Annotated in this window: 21 protein-coding genes and 1 tRNA gene; 9 read left to right on the plus strand and 13 right to left on the minus strand. The window is 59.9% G+C overall.

Translation table 11 applies throughout. The features are described 5' to 3' along the window. Positions 1-216: 216 nt before the first annotated feature. A complete protein-coding gene (locus EOA13_RS22080; protein WP_127295833.1) occupies positions 217-423 on the plus strand; it encodes a hypothetical protein in 207 nt (68 codons plus the stop codon). 348 nt (positions 424-771) lie between these two features. On the opposite strand, the gene EOA13_RS22085 is transcribed toward EOA13_RS22080, so the two are convergent. Continuing rightward, positions 772-999 (minus strand): hypothetical protein, encoded by a 228-nt coding sequence (locus EOA13_RS22085; protein ID WP_127295835.1) that lies wholly within the window; start codon positions 997-999, stop codon positions 772-774. 29 nt (positions 1,000-1,028) lie between these two features. On the opposite strand from EOA13_RS22085, the gene EOA13_RS22090 reads away from it, so the two are divergent. The 4 genes from EOA13_RS22090 to EOA13_RS22105 all read left to right on the plus strand — a co-directional run bounded on the left by EOA13_RS22090 (position 1,029) and on the right by EOA13_RS22105 (position 3,392). Next, entirely contained in the window at positions 1,029-1,967 is a 939-nt protein-coding gene (locus EOA13_RS22090; protein WP_245490448.1) for an RNA ligase family protein, read from the plus strand. Between the two features lie 79 nt (positions 1,968-2,046). After that, a complete protein-coding gene (locus EOA13_RS22095; protein ID WP_348629761.1) occupies positions 2,047-2,358 on the plus strand; it encodes a hypothetical protein in 312 nt (103 codons plus the stop codon). A 73-nt stretch (positions 2,359-2,431) separates the two neighbouring features. Beyond that, on the plus strand, positions 2,432-2,863 hold the full coding sequence (locus EOA13_RS22100; protein WP_127295840.1) for a type II toxin-antitoxin system antitoxin SocA domain-containing protein: 432 nt from the start codon (positions 2,432-2,434) through the stop codon (positions 2,861-2,863). Continuing rightward, positions 2,850-3,392 carry a hypothetical protein gene (locus EOA13_RS22105; RefSeq protein ID WP_164780247.1) on the plus strand — a complete coding sequence of 181 codons (543 nt, stop codon included), beginning with the start codon at positions 2,850-2,852 and terminating at the stop codon, positions 3,390-3,392. The genes EOA13_RS22100 and EOA13_RS22105 overlap by 14 nt, the downstream gene beginning before the upstream one ends. Before the next feature lie 44 nt (positions 3,393-3,436). On the opposite strand, the gene EOA13_RS22110 is transcribed toward EOA13_RS22105, so the two are convergent. Further along, positions 3,437-3,940: a hypothetical protein gene (locus tag EOA13_RS22110; protein WP_127295844.1), complete on the minus strand. Its 504-nt coding sequence runs from the start codon at positions 3,938-3,940 to the stop codon at positions 3,437-3,439. Next, entirely contained in the window at positions 3,937-4,110 is a 174-nt protein-coding gene (locus EOA13_RS22115; RefSeq protein ID WP_164780249.1) for a hypothetical protein, read from the minus strand. Before EOA13_RS22115 ends, EOA13_RS22110 begins: the two co-directional genes overlap by 4 nt. 182 nt (positions 4,111-4,292) lie before the next feature. On the opposite strand from EOA13_RS22115, the gene EOA13_RS22120 reads away from it, so the two are divergent. Genes EOA13_RS22120 through EOA13_RS22130 form a run of 3 tightly spaced genes read left to right on the plus strand, consistent with a single transcriptional unit; the run spans position 4,293 to position 5,661 of the window. Beyond that, positions 4,293-4,880, plus strand: coding sequence for a hypothetical protein (locus EOA13_RS22120; protein WP_127295859.1), 588 nt, complete (start codon positions 4,293-4,295; stop codon positions 4,878-4,880). Then, positions 4,877-5,188 carry a hypothetical protein gene (locus EOA13_RS22125; protein ID WP_127295861.1) on the plus strand — a complete coding sequence of 104 codons (312 nt, stop codon included), beginning with the start codon at positions 4,877-4,879 and terminating at the stop codon, positions 5,186-5,188. The genes EOA13_RS22120 and EOA13_RS22125 overlap by 4 nt, the downstream gene beginning before the upstream one ends. Then, the gene (locus tag EOA13_RS22130; protein ID WP_127295863.1) at positions 5,185-5,661 is read left to right on the plus strand and encodes a hypothetical protein; all 477 of its coding nucleotides are present in this window, start codon (positions 5,185-5,187) and stop codon (positions 5,659-5,661) included. The genes EOA13_RS22125 and EOA13_RS22130 overlap by 4 nt, the downstream gene beginning before the upstream one ends. Before the next feature lie 479 nt (positions 5,662-6,140). On the opposite strand, the gene EOA13_RS22135 is transcribed toward EOA13_RS22130, so the two are convergent. Beyond that, positions 6,141-6,216 (minus strand) — tRNA-Lys (locus EOA13_RS22135). A 258-nt stretch (positions 6,217-6,474) separates the two neighbouring features. Between EOA13_RS22135 and EOA13_RS22140 the strand changes: the two genes are divergently transcribed. Beyond that, on the plus strand, positions 6,475-6,960 hold the full coding sequence (locus EOA13_RS22140) for a BA14K family protein (RefSeq protein WP_023812969.1): 486 nt from the start codon (positions 6,475-6,477) through the stop codon (positions 6,958-6,960). Positions 6,961-7,157: 197 nt separating this feature from the next. Here EOA13_RS22140 and EOA13_RS22145 read toward each other — a convergent pair whose 3' ends face one another. From EOA13_RS22145 to glpD, 9 genes are all read right to left on the minus strand, one after another. Next, a complete protein-coding gene (locus tag EOA13_RS22145) occupies positions 7,158-7,535 on the minus strand; it encodes a DUF6882 domain-containing protein (protein WP_245490449.1) in 378 nt (125 codons plus the stop codon). A 34-nt stretch (positions 7,536-7,569) separates the two neighbouring features. Beyond that, positions 7,570-9,063 carry a glycerol kinase GlpK gene (glpK, locus tag EOA13_RS22150; RefSeq protein WP_127295865.1) on the minus strand — a complete coding sequence of 498 codons (1,494 nt, stop codon included), beginning with the start codon at positions 9,061-9,063 and terminating at the stop codon, positions 7,570-7,572. A gap of 96 nt (positions 9,064-9,159) precedes the next feature. Beyond that, positions 9,160-10,884: an ABC transporter substrate-binding protein gene (locus EOA13_RS22155; protein WP_127295867.1), complete on the minus strand. Its 1,725-nt coding sequence runs from the start codon at positions 10,882-10,884 to the stop codon at positions 9,160-9,162. A 78-nt stretch (positions 10,885-10,962) separates the two neighbouring features. Next, complete coding sequence (locus EOA13_RS22160) at positions 10,963-11,244, minus strand: DUF2160 domain-containing protein (RefSeq protein ID WP_023812973.1); 282 nt, start codon at positions 11,242-11,244, stop codon at positions 10,963-10,965. A gap of 2 nt (positions 11,245-11,246) precedes the next feature. Next, on the minus strand, positions 11,247-12,170 hold the full coding sequence (locus EOA13_RS22165) for a carbohydrate ABC transporter permease (protein ID WP_027036701.1): 924 nt from the start codon (positions 12,168-12,170) through the stop codon (positions 11,247-11,249). A 1-nt stretch (position 12,171) separates the two neighbouring features. Next, positions 12,172-13,038 carry a sugar ABC transporter permease gene (locus EOA13_RS22170; RefSeq protein WP_023812975.1) on the minus strand — a complete coding sequence of 289 codons (867 nt, stop codon included), beginning with the start codon at positions 13,036-13,038 and terminating at the stop codon, positions 12,172-12,174. Next, complete coding sequence (locus tag EOA13_RS22175; RefSeq protein WP_127295869.1) at positions 13,039-14,106, minus strand: ABC transporter ATP-binding protein; 1,068 nt, start codon at positions 14,104-14,106, stop codon at positions 13,039-13,041. A 10-nt stretch (positions 14,107-14,116) separates the two neighbouring features. Further along, positions 14,117-15,196: an ABC transporter ATP-binding protein gene (locus tag EOA13_RS22180; protein ID WP_127295871.1), complete on the minus strand. Its 1,080-nt coding sequence runs from the start codon at positions 15,194-15,196 to the stop codon at positions 14,117-14,119. A gap of 42 nt (positions 15,197-15,238) precedes the next feature. After that, positions 15,239-16,765, minus strand: a complete 1,527-nt coding sequence (gene glpD, locus EOA13_RS22185) for a glycerol-3-phosphate dehydrogenase (protein WP_127295873.1) — start codon at positions 16,763-16,765, stop codon at positions 15,239-15,241. Positions 16,766-16,852: the final 87 nt, after the last annotated feature.

Consider the following 16,852-nt stretch of genomic DNA (forward strand, 5'->3'; position numbering starts at 1 on the left):
CTAGGCCAACAGCGAGGCCTAGGAACAGCTTGGCGGCAACATCCAGGGCAAAGGCGCGGACAGGACGCCACACGTCCTGGCGGGGCTCTCTGAGGGCGCTGGCGATGTCATCGAAGATCGCGTCCATCCCGAGATTCTAGATCGGAATCGATCGAATGTGAATCCCCTGCGAAATAGCCTAGCATCATCCGTTCCAACATGCGGAGGGATTGTCCAATGGCCGACGATGAATTTGTGACGGCGTTCCGCGCGGGCGGAATCAAAACAGTCAACGACTTGGTCACAACGAAATTTGGCGCCGGGCACAGCTTGGTCCATGCACTCGAATGGCTTGAAGAAACTGGTCTCTGGCGGATCAAATGGCATTATGTCCACGGCACGCCAGATTTCGGCGTCGTGATGGAATACCTAGGCGACGGCTAGTCTCGCGGCCTGTTGGGTGGGAGGAGGTGTTCGTTGTCTGCGCAACAATTGTGGCATCGCCCGCGATCGAGGCGAGGGTCGCGAATAGTAGAAGCATTACTGCGATGGAGAGACCGCGCGGTCTCGGTTGCGGCTTTGGTAAGTGCGCCGCTGCTTCGATGATCGGTACTGGCTCGATTGGCTGCGGCAAAGGATCGGGATCGGGGAACCTACGATCGAGCGCGGCCTGCTTCCGACGGGTTTCCTCGTCAAATTGATATTTGCGTGCCCCACGCCAGTTTGCCTGGAACTCTTCCTTTGCCATCGCACAGCTTACGCAAGAAATAGATATGAAGGAAATAGTGAGGCCTACGATCTGATACTGGGCGAAGGCGGTTTCATCATCACGCGCAATTGCATCTGGTCGATAGTTGCGACGATTGCCGCAGCGATCGCTTGCGCCTCATGGGTCAGTTCCGGACCATAGAGCCCGTTGACCATCTCTTCGCTCGGCAGCACGCCGGGCGGGCAGTGTTCCTCGATTGTGCGCCGGATCAGTGTCAGCGCTGCGCGGCATTCGTCGGCTTCGATCTTCATCAATTTTTCTCACATTCAATTTTGCTAAAATGCAACCAAATCAGCCCGGCGCGCCTTGTAATGGCGGGTGGAGCATCGATTGCATGCGTAACGCCGCAGACCGGCTGAAGTTCATCAAGCCGCAGGAACCGATCCTGGTCGAGACGCCGCCGGTCAGCGACGACTGGATCCACGAGATCAAGTATGACGGCTTTCGCACCCAGGTCATTCTCGACTGGGCTGGTGCTCGGGCCTTCACCCGCACAGGTATCGATTGGTCCAAGCGTTACTGGCCGATTGTCGCCGCTGCCGAGAAGCTCAAGGCGAAATCCTTCATCCTCGACGGCGAGATGATTGCGCCCGACCCGGACGGCCGGCCGAACTTCCATGCCATGCATTCCCGGATGGTCTGGAACGCCGAGTTGCTTGCCTTCGTCGCCTTCGACATCCTGCACAAGGACGGTGAGGATCTGCGCCAGCGGCCATTGATTGAGCGCAAGGCGATCCTGTGGGACCTGATCAAGCCGGCACAAGGCATCATTCAGTACAGTCAGCATGTCGAGGGCGGCGGTGCCGAGTTCTTCAATGCAGCCGAGAAAATGGGCCTCGAAGGCATAGTCTCGAAGCGACGGGAAAGCTCCTACCGCAGCGGCGCCAAGAACGAGGCCTGGCTGAAAATCAAATGCTGGGACATCTCCGAGTTTGATCTGATTGGCGTGAAGCGACAGGCCGGCAAGTGGACCGAGGGGCTGTTTGCACGGGACGGGAAGTATGTTGGCAAGGCTGTGATCGCCACGACCAACGCAATCAAGGACCGGCTATGGAAACGTGTGCAGCAGGCCCGCAGTGGCCCGCCGGAGGGCCTGCCGAGTGCGGTAGTTACTTCGGACGTCGAATGGGTCAAGCCCATCAAGGCGAGCGTCAGGACGCTACGTGGTGAGCGCAAGCTGCGCCATGCGTCGGTGCAGAATTTCAGGGAAGAGTCCTAAAGACGGTCTTGCCGGTTCGCCGGGGAGAGGAATATAATCCTCCCGTTGCGGCGACCCTTCAAACAAACGGAGATCGCCAATGGCCAGGACTAAACCGTCCAAACATCTCTCACAGGCTGAAATCGACTGCTTCGTGGCGGCAGCGGAAGCGCTGCACAAGAGCATCGTCAAGCCGCTTCTATCGCCTATGAGCGAGCATTACAGGGCGCTGCAAAACACGCATGAGGCGCTGTTGAAGGCGATCAAGGACATCACCGGCAAGGATGCGCCGTTCATTCGATGGAACGGGACAGGACCGGTGATCGCAGTTAAGGAGAGTGGCCCGAGCGGCCCGTGCCCTGACAGTCCGGAGCCAGGCAAGCGCGGGCCATATAAAAAGCACATTGGGTAACCATTGCTGCCATCTAACGGTTCCCCATGTGAACCAAATCAGATAGAATTCTGTATATCGGAGGAAACGGGCGATGCCATCGGCAATCGACGTAGCGCAATATATCTTGGAACACCGTGGCCCGATGACGGTCATGAAAATGCAAAAGCTGGTTTATTACAGCCAAGCTTGGTCTATTGTTTGGGACGATGCGCAGCTGTTCCCCGAGCCAATCGAAGCGTGGGATAATGGTCCGGTAGTCAGAGCTCTATGGGAAGCAACGCGCGGCCATTTCAAAGTTGGCGGCGTGCCCGGCGGCAACAGCAATAATGTCCAAGGCGTCCAGCAAGACACAGTCGCCCTCGTACTGGACTTTTATGGCGACAAGGACGCTCAATGGCTTAGTGACCTGACGCACATGGAAGCCCCATGGGCTGAAGCTTACGCGCGGGGTCGGAATACCGAAATTACTCTTGACCGTATTTCAGAGTATTATTCTACGCTTTCTCAAAATGTCGAAGCGTGAAGCGCGTATAGCGCGAGACTTAGCGGCTAAACTCAAAGAGCAGGAAAAATCTGTCCGCCTTCGGGAGAGACTCCCGATTGGTGGTATTCGATTAGGCGCCGATGTTGTTGATGAAAAGCAGGTTCGCACAGGCGCCGACCCAGGATCGGTGTTCTCTCTGCAAATGACTTGGGCATGCGAGAAACCGGATCGCGAACATTCGTGGTCATGGGGCGTCGCTCGGGATTGGTCTGCTAGCGATTGGGAAGGCCTTATCCTTCCAAAGCTTACGGAATGGGAAAAGTTGACCTGGGGGGAGATTGACCGCCCATCCTCGGACTCCGGCCATAAGATGCATCACAACATGGACACGACGGAGATTTGTGACGAAGCCCAATCACGAATGGTTGAAATCGAACGCTATGCAGACGTTATTTTTCGATTCCGTCTTGGGAACAAACGTCGGCTTTGGGGCCATCGCATAGTCAACAAATTCGAGATTCTGTGGTTTGACCCGACCCACCAGATTTATCCGACCGAGCCAGACTAATTTCAAACGCAAGCCGGCTCCCTTTAGGGGAGCGCTTGGCGATGTCAGCGTTTCTGCAAGGCTTTGGTGACCTGCTTCAGCATTTTCTTTTGCCAAGCAGTGCGGCGCCACGGCGGCACGACTGCAGCCTTGCTCTGCTCAGTTAGAATTTCTTGCCAGTCGGAAACCGGAACTCCGACTTCTGTATCGAAGCATCCAACAATCTGGCTCGGCTTTATCACCCCCAAAAAGATCCACCACGTTGGCCAAGCATCGGCAGTGCCATGCAACCCCACAACCGTCTCGGCTGTTGCATGGCGAGCAGACCACGCCTGCCATGAATGAAGGTTCTCGGCATCCGGGGGAAGGTCAACAGCTAACCTATATCGGCGCTTGTGCCGACCACTCCGATCTAGACCGTGACCTTGCGACGCTTCTGACGTGGTGAGCCAGATGCCTATGACACCACGACCTTTGCGGATGTCGGTGGGTACATCGCCGACCGTAAGACCATGAAGCCCGATGCCGAATAGAGCATCGGCTGACGTGAAGTGATAGAAAATGGTCATTTGGCCTTCCTTAGCCTTGCGCCGGTACCTTCGCCATTGGTTATGTCGACATTATGCGCCGTATAGGCAGCGACAATCTTCGCCTTGGTGGTCTCTGTCGCGATGCCAGTCTGCTCGTACCTATGTACGGTGGTGAAGGCGATACCTGCCTTCTCGGCAAGGTCGCGCACTGACCATCGCAGAATGGCGCGGGCCGCTCGGTTTGCTTCGGGCGTCAATGGAGCATTTTGCATACAGTTGTAACTATTCCCGTTGACTTTGCGTACAAGCGTATGTTTTACATACAACCGTAACTAAAGCAACTGGAGCAACCATAATGCCGAACACCCATGTTCCGGCGGCCGGCGAAGCTATGCCCGCTGCCGAGGTAATGCCGACCATCGGGAGATTTTCCCGCCGCGCCATGTTTGGCGTCTTGGCCTCGCTTCCGCTCGTAGGGAGTGTGGTGGCGGCGCCAGCAATTGTTGACATCCATCCCGACGCCGAACTCTTGCGGCTCGACGCCGAGATGGGGGCCCTCCAGGCTCAGTCCGACCAGATCGGCAGGGATCTGGAGCGCTTGGAAGCAATGGCCGCAGGAGTGGCCACCGTCACCGCCAAGGAAGACGACGATCTGGAATGTTCGAAAGCCATGTGGGTGATCGGCCATCGCATTTTCGCAATCCCGGCCCACACATTGGAAGGAATGGCGGTCAAGCTCCGAGCGTCCGACAGTCTCGGCCTCGATGACTTTCCTGACAATGAGGCCTTTGCGTCAATCGCGGCTGACATCCGGCGCATTGCCGCAGGCGGTGCAGGGGCAACTGCGGCGGCGGAAACCATCGACGATCGCATCAGGCGCCTTTCCGGGGATCTGTTTGAGGCCATGGACGAGTGGGCCGAAGCTCCCGGCGACAATGCAGAAGCCAAACGTCTATGGCTGGCGAGGGCAAAGTCATGAGCGCGCAACTGTCGGCCCTGAAGCCCCTTGGGATGCCGAGGGGCATGGACCCACGCCAATGGCGCCAGTCGGTCGAGAAGCGTCTGAACGACCTCCTAGAACGCGCAATGTCGTTGATCACCGCGCTCGACCTGATGGAAGTAGATTGCGACCTGGAGGAAACCGCAGACGACGAACCGTCCCTAGGCTGCCTCGATGATCTGGAGCAAGACAACTGCGACGACGAGGACGGCCACGACGCTGAGCCGGATCAATGCGATGGCGAACCGGTCACTTGGGAAACCGACCAGTCGCAGGTGTCGCTATGAGTGCGACCATCAACCGAAAGGCGTTATCGGCTTTCATGCAGCAATGCCTGGACCCGTTGCCGGATGCAGCCCTGGTAGACACGCATCACAACCACCTCATGCGTAGAGCGCGCGCTGGGAACTGGCGAAAAGCCGGAGCTGTCACCGGCCTCGCCAAGGCGGAACAGGACTATCTTTTCGCCAAGAGCCTTCACGCGCAGTCAGTTCTGGAGGATGCCGCCGCCGCCGCCGAGTTCGAACACCGGCGCCAGCACTGTGTTGAAAGAAGGCGGCAGGCGATTGCCGAGCAAATCCGCGCTCCCGCTCCCGATCGCGCTGCCGTCCAGTGGAAACAGGCTGCGGCTAAGGATCAGTGCCTTCCGATCAAGGCAGCAGAAATCGCCGCGCTGATAGCGGCCGACGAGGCGTTTCTCGCGGCGCATCCGATCACAAAACAGCCAGGGCGCCAGATGTCTATTCGATCGCCCGACTGATAAATATTCGCACGGTGGGAAGTATGGCCCGCTGCCTCACGGTGGCGGGCTTTTTGCTTAGCCCCTGCCGGCCTTTTCGAGTTGCAGCAGCAGCCATTGCCAAGCCCTATTCACTAACGATCTGATCAGCCTCATGGTCCCTCCATCCTTATGCCGATAGTTGCAGGAAAGGATTGGCGCCGCAATTGGCACCGGACAGGAGGGCCGCCTCTCAGGCGGGCTTTCTTGTGACAGAAAAGTCACGCAACCTGGAATATGCCAGCTTCAACTGGCGCGCGCTTATTATCTAGATAGGCGAGGCGTAACGTAGCCACGGGCAAAGGGGACGCCCCTTGACCGCGACGCGGTTTCATTTCCTCCCGAACTAGCGCCCGCTGCTGTTCCCTGGCAGCGGGCTTTTTGTTAGCCGTGCGTTAGCCGAAGCTCCCTGCCCTGTCCCGGCAAACACTTAAAACATCTTCTAAGTGCTTGATTTTGTTTGGTGAGCGCGATGGGATTCGAACCCATGACCTACTGATTAAAAGTCAGTTGCTCTACCGGCTGAGCTACGCGCTCCCGCGGGCGAAAGGCGGCCCTCGAAATTGCGCGGAACATAGGGAGAGTGCCTCGACCGGTCAACCGGAAAAAGAGGGCTCGCAAACACGGGCGGCTTCGCCCTGTCGCGACACTTGCCAGCCGCGCCATCGGTGGGAGAACAGCCAAGGGAACACTGGCATTTCTGCCCGACAGCGGCATCCAGTCTGGGGAACAATTGTATGCGCCGCTCGTTTTCCCGGCACAGGGACGTCCGCCAAACTATCGAGGAGAAGACCAATGAACAGAATCACAACGAGCCTGCTGGCGGCCACTCTCTCCGTCACATTCGTTGCGGCGGAGGCGGTGTCCGTTAATGCCCAACCGAACTATGTGCCGCAATCCCAGGTCGCGGTGCCGGATGTGCAGACAGTCCAGTACCGGGAGTGGCGTAAGGACCGCCACAATCGCAATTTTTCGCGTGACCGCAGTTTTTCGCGTGACCGCAATTTTTCCCGCAATCGCGGCGCATATTGGAACGGCCATCGCGGCTATCGCGAATATCGCCCCGGCTACCGTCGTCACGGCGATTATTGGTTCCCGCTTGCCGCCTTCGCTACTGGCGCGCTGATTACCGGCGCAATCATCAACAACGAAAACAACCGCGTCTACGGAGGCAACGCCCACGTCCAATGGTGCTACGACCGCTATCGCAGCTACCGTGCTTCGGACAACACGTTCCAGCCGAATTACGGCCCTCGCAAGGAGTGCCGTTCGCCTTACTGATCAAGGCCCGTTTAAGTAGCTGAGATGCGTTAGTGGAGCTCGCGCCGGCAACGGCGCGGGCTTTTGATCCTTTGGCCGGAAGACGAACAGTTGCCGTCAGCTTGCCCAGTTGATGCTCTTGAGCATCAGATAAAAGCCACCGCCGTCCTCTCTGCTGGGACAACGATAGATACCCAACCCATTGCAGATACGGGCCATCACCGCACTGAGTTCCCAACCAACCACTTCCAGCGCATGTCCGCATCCGTCGCATAGGCTTGGGCCAGTTCGTCGATGCCATTCTGCTCTCCGAAGGATCGGACTAGCTTTGCATCGCTGAGGAGCTCGCTGGGCAGGCTGGAATTTGCCCAAGCCCACAGCCAGTTTCCGGCCTCCGTGCTCGTTGAGCCGACAATCTGGATTTCGGTGACGACCTTGGCGACCCCGTCTTGCGAGAACAGAAGCGTTCCGGCCGTCAGGTCATAGTCATAGCGCAACCAGCTACCGAGGTGGAGATCTTTTTTCAAGCGTGCATTCTTGGCCTTCAGCTGTTCGATAGCCTCGTCGCGCCAAGCAGGATACCAGTCTGGCTGCATTCCTCGCGCCCCATCACCCGCCACTGATGGCTGTTTATGACACGCTGAGCGTCCTGCGCACAGCATCGCGCCAGCCAGCAAGCTTGACTGCGCGCGCGGAGCCATCCATGGCCGGCTTGAAGCGCCGTTCGAGGGCCCAACTCTTCGCAAACTTCTTGGCATCCGGCCAAACGCCAGCTTTTGAGCCGGCCAGCCAGGCTGCACCGAGCGCGGTCGTCTCGAGAATGGTCGGGCGGTCGACCGGCGCATCGAGGATGTCGGCCAGACGCTGCATGGTCCAGTCGGACGCTACCATCCCGCCGTCGACCCGAAGCACGGTCTTGGCTGAGGCGCCCTTCCAGTCCTTGCGCATGGCGTCGAGCAGGTCGCGTGTCTGGTAGGCCACGGCTTCCAGGGCGGCGCGGGCAAACTCCGCCGGGCCGGAATTGCGGGTCAGCCCAAAGATGGCGCCGCGTGCTTCGGCATCCCAATGCGGCGCGCCCAGCCCGACAAAGGCCGGCACCAGATAGACATTTTGCGTCGGATCAGCCTCGGCCGCCAATTTGCCGCTCTGCTCGGCCTTGCCGATCACCTTGATGCCGTCGCGCAGCCACTGCACCGCGGCCCCTGCAATGAAGATCGAGCCTTCCAGTGCATAGGTCGTCTTGCCGTTCAGCCGGTAGGCGATGGTGGTCAAGAGCCGGTTCTTCGAACGCACCAGATCGCTGCCGGTGTTGAGCAGCGCAAAGCAGCCAGTGCCGTAGGTCGATTTCATCATGCCCGGCTCAAAGCAGGCCTGGCCGATGGTCGCCGCATGCTGGTCGCCGGCGACACCGAGGATTTTAATCTCGGCACCAAAGAGATTTTTCTCCGTGATTCCATAATCATCGGCGCAGTCTTTCACTTGGGGAAGCATTTTTGCCGGGATGTTGAGGATCGACAGCAGCTCGTCGTCCCAGGCATTCTCAGCGATGTTGTAGACCAGCGTGCGCGAGGCGTTGGTGGCGTCCGTGGCGTGAACCTTGCCGCCGGTCAGCCGCCAGATCAGGAAACTGTCGATGGTGCCGGCGAGCAGTTCGCCTTTCTCGGCGCGTTTTCTGGCGCCCTTCACCTTGTCCAGCATCCAGGCGATCTTGGTGCCGGAAAAATAGGGATCGAGCAGCAGCCCGGTTTTCTTGGTGAATGTCTTCTCCAACCCTTGCTTCTTGAGTTTCTGGCACAGCGGCGCGGTGCGCCGGTCCTGCCAGACAATGGCATTGTGGATCGGCTTGCCGGTCGCTCTGTCCCAGATGACCACGGTTTCGCGCTGATTGGTGATGCCGATCGCGGCCACGTCGGAAGCATTCCGGCCGGCCTTCTTCAGCGCCGCCTTCACGGTCGACACCACACTCGCCCAGATATCCTCGGGATCGTGCTCGACCCAGCCGGAAGCCGGATAGTGCTGGGCGAATTCCTTTTGCCCGCTGCCGGCGACCTTCATCTCGCCGTCGAACAGTATCGCCCGGGTCGAAGTCGTGCCCTGGTCGATGGCAAGGATATATCCGGTCATTATGCCTCCCCGCTTTGTCTTTACACAAACAGGGGAGACGGCAAGATGCCGCCTCCCCCAATGTCACACGGGCGCAGACGCCCGCTTAGAACAGTCTTACTTTTGCCAGCTCTTCACCAACTCGTCGTAATTGATGGTGACCGGCTTTTCCTTCTCGTTCTCGATCTTCAACTGAGGAGCGAGATTGCCCTTCTTGACCGCGTCGGCGTTCCAGTAGGCGAGGTCATGCTCTTCGGCCATCTTCGGGCCGATATCGCCCTGGATGCCGGCCTTTTCCAGGCGTTCCATGACCTTTTCCTGCTCAGAGCAAAGCGAGTCCATCGCCTCCTGTGCCGTCTTGGCACCCGACGACGCATCGCCGATCGCCTGCCACCAGAGCTGTGCCAGCTTCGGATAGTCCGGAACGTTCGTTCCGGTCGGCGACCACTGAACACGGGCCGGCGAGCGGTAGAACTCGATCAGGCCGCCGAGCTTCGGAGCGCGTTCCGTGAAGCTCTTGTCCTGGATCGTCGACTCGCGGATCAGCGTCAGGCCGACATGGCTCTTCTTCACGTCGACCGTCTTCGATACGACGAACTGCGCATAGAGCCAGGCGGCCTTGGCGCGATCGTCAGGCGTGGACTTGAGAAGCGTCCATGAACCCACGTCCTGGTAGCCGAGCTTCATGCCGTCCTTCCAGTAGACGCCATGCGGCGAGGGAGCAAAGCGCCATTTCGGGGTGCCGTCCGCGTTCACGACCGGCAGCCCTTCCTTGACGAAGGAGGCGGTGAAGGCGGTGTAAGTGAACATCTGCTGCGCGACCGTGCCCTGCGACGGGACGGGGCCGGATTCGCCGAACGTCATGCCTTGGGCTTCCGGCGGCGCATAGGCCTTCAGCCAATCCAGGTACTTCTGGATCGAATACACGGAAGCCGGGCCATTGGTGTCGCCGCCGCGCGCGACGCACGAGCCGACAGGCTGCGACTTCTCGTTGACCTTGATGCCCCATTCGTCGACCGGAAGACCGTTCGGCAGGCCCTTGTCGCCATTGCCGGCCATGGACAGCCAGGCATCGGTGAACCGCCAGCCGAGCGAGGGGTCCTTCTTGCCGTAGTCCATGTGGCCATAGACCTTCTTGCCGTCGATTTCGCGGCCGGTGAAGAACTCGGCGATGTCCTCATAGGCCGACCAGTTGACCGGAACGCCGAGGTCGTAGCCGTACTTGGCCTTGAAATCGGCCTTGTTCTTCTCGTCGTTGAACCAGTCGTAGCGGAACCAGTAGAGATTCGCGAACTGCTGGTCGGGCAGCTGGTAGAGGTCGCCGTCCGGAGCGGTCGTGAACTTGGTGCCGATGAAGTCGGCGAGGTCGAGGTTGGGATTGGTGACATCCTTGCCCTCATTCGCCATCCACTTGGTCAGGCTGCGCGCCTGCTGGTACCGCCAGTGGGTGCCGATCAGGTCGGAGTCGTTGACGTAGGCGTCGTAAATGTTTTCGCCCGACTGCATCTGCGTCTGCAGCTTCTCGACGACATCGCCCTCGCCGATCAGGTCGTGAGTGATCTTGATGCCGGTGATCGCGGTGAAGGCGGGCGCCAAAACCTTGGACTCATAGCTATGCGTATCGATGGTCTCGGAGACCACCTTGATGTCCATCCCGGCGAAAGGCTTCGCCGCATCGATGAACCATTGCATCTCGGCTTCCTGGGCGCCGCGATCGAGCGTCGACAAGTCCTTGATTTCGGTATCGAGGAAGGTCTTGGCTTCATCCATTCCGGCGTAGGCCTGGCCTGCTCCCCAGAGCAGGACAAGCGCAGTCGTTGATGTTAAAAATTGCCTTCGCATTTCGTTTCCTCCACTTTTCAGTTTCAAGTGCGATCTGGGGCGGCCGCCGGCACGCGGTCGCTCCAACAGTTTCCCCCTCTATACGTAGCGGAACACGCCGACGGCGTAGACTACGGAGAGAGCGAGAGCCCACCACAGGTTGGGTCCGACAAGACCCAGCCAAGCGAGATGGATAAAGGCGCTGCCGAGCAGCGAAACAAAGAGGCGGTCGCCGCGCGTCGTCTCGAAGCGCAGGAGGCCGACCCGGGGATTGCCGCCAGGCGAAGCGTATTCCCAGACCGCCATGCCACAGAGCAGTACCAGGATCGTGATGAAAAAGATCGCCGTTGGCAGCGTCCATGCCATCCAGGTGAGGTTCATGGTCATACCCTCCCCAGGGCAAAGCCCTTGGCGATGTAGTTGCGGACGAACCAGATCACGAGCGCGCCTGGAAGGATGGTGAGCACGCCGGCGGCGGCCAGCACGCCCCAGTCGAGCCCGGAGGCCGAGACCGTACGCGTCATGATCGCCGCGATCGGCTTGGCGGCGGTCGTGGTCAAGGTCCGCGCGATCAGCAGTTCGACCCATGAGAACATGAAGCAGAAGAAGCAGGCCACGCCGACGCCGCTTGCGATCAGCGGCATGAAGATTTTCAGGAAGAAGCGCGGGAAGGAATAGCCATCGATATAGGCGGTCTCGTCGATCTCCTTCGGCACGCCGGACATGAAACCCTCGAGGATCCAGACCGCCAGCGGCACGTTGAACAGGCAGTGCGCCAGCGCCACCGCGATATGCGTGTCGATCAGCCCGAATGCCGAATAGAGCTGGAAGAACGGCAGCGCGAACACTGCCGGCGGCGCCATGCGGTTGGTCAACAGCCAGAAGAAGAGGTGCTTGTCGCCGAGGAACCGGTAGCGCGAGAAAGCGTAGGCCGCCGGCAGCGCCACCGAAACCGAGATCACCATGTTCATGACGACATAGATGATCGAATTGATGTAGCCCTTGTACCAGGACGGGTCGGTGAAGATCACGATGTAGTTGGCCAGGGTCGGGCTCTTCGGCCACAGCGAAAACGCGCCCAGGATCTCCTGATTGGTCTTGAAGCTCATATTGACCAGCCAGTAGATCGGCAGCATCAGAAAGATGATGTAGATCGTCGGCACCAACCACCAGAACCGGGATTCTTCGCCGCGCCGGCGCATCAGCCGCGCAAGCTGGTCCTGCGACAATGTGCTGGCGAGCCCGTCCGAAACCGCCGTCTCACGCACTCGGTCCTGCCTCGTCGTTCCTTCGTTGGCGCCGCTCATCTCAGCGCTCCGCATCGACATTGGTCATGACGGTGTAGAACACCCAAGACAGCAAAAGGATGATCAGGAAGTAGATGATCGACATGGCGGCCGCCGGCCCGAGATCGAACTGACCGATCGCAATCTTGACCAGGTCTATCGACAGGAACGTCGTCGAATTGCCAGGGCCTCCGCCCGTGACCACGAACGGCTCGGTGTAGATCATGAACGAGTCCATGAAGCGCAGCAGCACTGCAATCAGAAGCACGCGGTTCATCTTCGGCAGCTGGATGTAGCGGAACACTGCCCAGCGTGATGCACCATCGATCTTGGCCGCCTGGTAGAAAGCATCGGGGATCGAGACCAGTCCGGCGTAGCAGAGCAGAACGACGAGGCTTGTCCAGTGCCATACGTCCATCAGGATGACCGTCACCCAGGCATCAGTCGGATCGTTGACGTAGTTGTAGTCGAAGCCGAGCGCCGACAGCGTGTAGCCGAGCAGGCCAATGTCGATGCGGCCGAATACCTGCCAAATCGTGCCGACGACGTTCCACGGGATCAGCAGCGGCAGAGCCATCAGCACCAGGCAGACCGGCACGCCCCAGCCTTTCTTGGGCATGTTGAGAGCGATGAAGATGCCGAGCGGAATCTCGATGGCGAGGATGGTTGCGGAAAAGATCAGGTTGCGGACCATCGACAGCCAGAAGCGTTCCGACTCCAGGATTTCGGTGTACCAGTCCGAGCCGTTCCAGAAGAAGACGTTGTTTCCGAACGTGTCCTGCACCGAATAGTTGACCACCGTCATCAGCGGGATCACCGCCGAGAACGCCACCAGCAGGAGGACCGGCAGCACCATGAACCAGGCCTTGTTGTTCCAGGTCTTCTCCATCTAGGCCTCCATCTCGACACGCCAGGAATCGGCATAGATGTTGATGCCGGCCGGGTCGAACCGCACCTTCGGATCGGCGGGCAGGGTCTCGTCCTCACCGATCACGGCAGAAATATCGCGGCCTTCGAGCTTGGCGCGCACCACCTTGTGGCGGCCGAGATCCTCGACCTTGCTGACCTGCACGGCCATGCCTTCGCGGCCGAGCCGGACATATTCGGGACGGATGCCGAGCTCGACGGCGCCGCTGGCTGACTTGGGTGCGCCCGGCAGTTCGATGCGCTGCGAGCCGAGCGTCGCGGTCTTGCCGTCGATTGCCACCGGCATGACGTTCATGCCCGGCGAGCCGATAAAATAACCGACAAAGGTATGGCGTGGCCGTTCGAACAGTTCGGCTGGTGTGCCGATCTGCACGATGCCGCCATCATACATAACCACGACCTGCTCGGCGAAGGTCAGCGCCTCGGTCTGGTCGTGGGTCACATAGACCATGGTGTAGCCAAAGCGGCGGTGCAACTGCTTCAGCTGCGAGCGCAGCACCCACTTCATGTGTGGATCGATGACGGTCAGCGGCTCGTCGAACAGGATGGCGTTGACGTCGGAGCGCACCAGCCCGCGGCCGAGCGAGATCTTCTGCTTCTGGTCGGCGGTCAGGCCCCTCGCCTTCTTCTTCGCCCAGGACGCCAGATCGATCATCTCCAACGTCTCGCGAACCTTGCGGTCGACATCGGCTTCCGGCACGCCGCGGTTGCGCAGCGGGAAGGCCAGATTGTCGTAGACGGTCATGGTGTCGTAAATGACCGGGAACTGGAACACCTGCGCGATGTTGCGCTCCTGCGTCGACAGATTGGTCACGTCCCTGCCGTTGAACAGCAGCTGGCCGTGCGAGGGATGAAGCAGGCCCGAAATGATGTTGAGCAGCGTGGTCTTGCCGCAGCCCGAGGGCCCAAGCAGCGCATAGGCGCCGCCGTCCTCGAAGGTGTGATGCACTTCCTTGAGCGCGAAATCGGCGTCCTTCTGCGGGTTCGGCAGGTAGGAATGTCGGACATGGTTGACGTCGATGCGTGCCATCTCTTTGCCCTCAAGCCGCCAGCTTCGGCGCAGTCACGGCGCTGCCGTGCTCGTCGAAAACCATGATGTGGCGCGGATCGATGAACACCTCGACCACCTCGTCTGGCTCGAAATGCCTGATACCATGGGTCAGCATGACCCAGCGCGCATCGGCGAAATCGAGATGGATGAAGCTCTCCGATCCGGTGATCTCGGTGATCGTCACCTTGGCACGCACCGGCACCGCCGCCGCATTGGGCCGCTCGAGCGACAGGTGGTGCGGCTGAAAACCGATCGTATAGAGGGCGTCGGCAATGCCGGAGAGTTCGGTCGGCACCGGCAGGTTCACGCCGCCCTCGAGCAGGAAATCCCGACCCTTCTTGGCGAGCACGATGGTGTTGAGCGGCGGATCGGAAAACGTCCTGGCTGTCACCAGATCTACCGGCTTGCGGAACACCTCGATGGTCGGTCCGAACTGGGTGATCTTGCCTTGCGAAAGCGTCGCCGTGTTGCCGCCAAGCAGCAGGGCCTCGTGCGGCTCGGTCGTGGCGTAGACGAAGATGGTGCCGGCGGCCGCGAATATCCTGGGCAATTCGGCGCGCAGTTCCTCGCGCAATTTGTAGTCGAGATTGGCGAGCGGTTCATCGAGCAGGACCAGGCTTGCGTTCTTGACGATGGCGCGCGCCAGCGCGGTGCGCTGCTGCTGGCCGCCCGACAGGCTGAGCGGCGTGCGGTCGAGATAGGGTGTCAGCTTGAGAAGAGCGGCGGCTTCACGTACCTGGCTGTCGATCCTGGCCTGCTCGACGCCGGCCACCCGTAGCGGCGAAGCAATGTTCTCATAAACGGTCATCGCCGGATAGTTGATGAACTGCTGGTAGACCATAGCGATCTTGCGCTTCTGCACCGGCACGCCGGTGACATTCTGGCCGTCGAACCAGATCGAACCGGAGGTCGGCACGTCCAGGCCGGCCATCAGTCGCATCAGGCTTGTCTTGCCGGAAAGCGTAGGTCCGAGCAGGACGTTGAGCGAGCCGTGCTGGAGCGTCAGCGACACGTCGCTTATATGCTCGACCGCGCCGACCGCCTTGGTGACGTTTCTCAGTTCCAGCATGACGCCTCCTCCCAGGCCTTCCGCATCAGCTCAAACCCCTCTTCATTCGGCAGCCGCAACATGGCGCCGGCTTATGCCGCGCATGAACTCATCGAGCGCCGCCACCTGCTCGCGGCTGAGATGCAGACCGCGCTTGGTCCGGCGCCACAATACATCTTCTGATGTGACGGCCCATTCGTTTTGAACGAGATAGCGCACCTCGGCCTCATAGAGATCGGCGCCGAAGTTGCGGCCGAGATCGACGTTCGATTTGGCCAGCCCCAACAGCATCCTCGCGCGGGTTCCATAGAGCCGGGTCAACCGGCGAGCCAGGCGCGCGTCGAGGAATGGATAAGCGGTTTTCAATTTCGCCACTTCGGCATCGAAACCGGTGGCCGGGAAATCGCCGCCCGGCAACGGCGCGTTTGCAGTCCACGGCTTGCCGCGTTTGCCAAGAAAACCCTCGATCTTTTCCAGCATCGATTCCGCCAACCGGCGATAGGTGGTGATTTTGCCGCCGAAGGCGTTGACGATCGGGGCGGCGCCCTCGCCGCCATCGGCCTTGAGCACATAGTCGCGCGTCGCTTCCTGCGCCTTGGAGGCGCCGTCATCATAGAGCGGACGGACGGCCGAATAGGTCCAGACGATGTCCGAGCGCTTGACCGGTTCCGCGAAATATTCGCTTGCCGCGGCGCAGAGGTAGTCGATCTCGGTGTCGCTGATCTTCACGTCATGCGGGTCGCCGGGATAATCCTGGTCGGTGGTGCCGATCAGGGTGAACTCTTCCTCATAGGGGATGGCGAAGATGATGCGACCATCCCTGTTCTGGAAGAAATAGGCGCGGGGATCGTCGAACTTCCTGGCGATGACAATGTGGCTGCCCTGCACGAGGCGGACATTGTGCACATCGTTGAGCCCGACGACGCCGGACAGTACATGATCGACCCAGGGGCCGGCGGCATTGACCAGCAGTCGCGCCTTGATCTCCTCGGTCTCGCCGGTCTGCAGATCCTCGATCTGGATTGCCCACAGGCCGTTTTCGCGGCGCGCGCCGGTCACTTTCGTGCGGGTGCGGACCGTGGCGCCGCGGTCGGCGGCATCACGTGCGTTCAGCGCCACCAGCCGCGCGTCATTGACCCAGCCATCAGAATATTCGAAGGCCTTCTTGAACAGCGGCTTCAAAGGCTTACCGGCCGGATCCCTGGCCATGTCCAGCGTCCGGGTCGCGGGCAGCAATTTGCGCCCGCCAATGTGGTCGTAGAGGAAGAGACCGAGCCTGATCAGCCAGGCCGGGCGCAGGCCCTTGGCATAGGGCAGCACGAAGCGCATTGGCCAGATGATGTGCGGCGCGTTCTTCCACAAAACCTCGCGCTCCATCAGCGCCTCGCGCACCAGGCGGAATTCGTAGAATTCGAGGTAGCGCAGGCCGCCATGGATCAATTTGGTCGAACCCGAGGAGGTTCCGCTGGCGAGGTCGTTCATCTCGGCGAGAAACACGGAAAAGCCACGACCGACGGCATCACGGGCAATGCCGCAGCCATTGATGCCGCCACCTATGACGAAAATGTCACGGATCGGAGATGCGTCCACAATTCCTCCAACGATTTCGCATTGCACCATTTTTGGGCTTTTACGAAACCGTGTCGGAATTATTTCGAAATGATAACGAATGTCAAA

It is taken from the genome of Mesorhizobium sp. M7A.F.Ca.US.011.01.1.1 (assembly GCF_003998295.1).
In the GTDB taxonomy this organism is placed as follows: domain Bacteria; phylum Pseudomonadota; class Alphaproteobacteria; order Rhizobiales; family Rhizobiaceae; genus Mesorhizobium.

Coding starts and splice junctions, on each gene's coding strand:
- EOA13_RS22145 (WP_245490449.1), bottom strand. CDS start 7,535: ATGCAGCCAGACTGGTATCCTGCTTGGCGCGACGAGGCTATCGAACAG.
- EOA13_RS22170 (WP_023812975.1), bottom strand. CDS start 13,038: ATGGAGAAGACCTGGAACAACAAGGCCTGGTTCATGGTGCTGCCGGTC.
- EOA13_RS22080 (WP_127295833.1), top strand. CDS start 217: ATGGCCGACGATGAATTTGTGACGGCGTTCCGCGCGGGCGGAATCAAA.
- EOA13_RS22180 (WP_127295871.1), bottom strand. CDS start 15,196: ATGCTGGAACTGAGAAACGTCACCAAGGCGGTCGGCGCGGTCGAGCAT.
- EOA13_RS22125 (WP_127295861.1), top strand. CDS start 4,877: ATGAGCGCGCAACTGTCGGCCCTGAAGCCCCTTGGGATGCCGAGGGGC.
- EOA13_RS22105 (WP_164780247.1), top strand. CDS start 2,850: ATGTCGAAGCGTGAAGCGCGTATAGCGCGAGACTTAGCGGCTAAACTC.
- EOA13_RS22120 (WP_127295859.1), top strand. CDS start 4,293: ATGCCCGCTGCCGAGGTAATGCCGACCATCGGGAGATTTTCCCGCCGC.
- EOA13_RS22100 (WP_127295840.1), top strand. CDS start 2,432: ATGCCATCGGCAATCGACGTAGCGCAATATATCTTGGAACACCGTGGC.
- EOA13_RS22095 (WP_348629761.1), top strand. CDS start 2,047: ATGGCCAGGACTAAACCGTCCAAACATCTCTCACAGGCTGAAATCGAC.
- EOA13_RS22155 (WP_127295867.1), bottom strand. CDS start 10,884: ATGCGAAGGCAATTTTTAACATCAACGACTGCGCTTGTCCTGCTCTGG.
- EOA13_RS22165 (WP_027036701.1), bottom strand. CDS start 12,170: ATGAGCGGCGCCAACGAAGGAACGACGAGGCAGGACCGAGTGCGTGAG.
- EOA13_RS22160 (WP_023812973.1), bottom strand. CDS start 11,244: ATGAACCTCACCTGGATGGCATGGACGCTGCCAACGGCGATCTTTTTC.
- EOA13_RS22130 (WP_127295863.1), top strand. CDS start 5,185: ATGAGTGCGACCATCAACCGAAAGGCGTTATCGGCTTTCATGCAGCAA.
- EOA13_RS22140 (WP_023812969.1), top strand. CDS start 6,475: ATGAACAGAATCACAACGAGCCTGCTGGCGGCCACTCTCTCCGTCACA.
- EOA13_RS22085 (WP_127295835.1), bottom strand. CDS start 999: ATGAAGATCGAAGCCGACGAATGCCGCGCAGCGCTGACACTGATCCGG.
- EOA13_RS22110 (WP_127295844.1), bottom strand. CDS start 3,940: ATGACCATTTTCTATCACTTCACGTCAGCCGATGCTCTATTCGGCATC.
- EOA13_RS22175 (WP_127295869.1), bottom strand. CDS start 14,106: ATGGCACGCATCGACGTCAACCATGTCCGACATTCCTACCTGCCGAAC.
- EOA13_RS22090 (WP_245490448.1), top strand. CDS start 1,029: ATGCAACCAAATCAGCCCGGCGCGCCTTGTAATGGCGGGTGGAGCATC.
- glpK (WP_127295865.1), bottom strand. CDS start 9,063: ATGACCGGATATATCCTTGCCATCGACCAGGGCACGACTTCGACCCGG.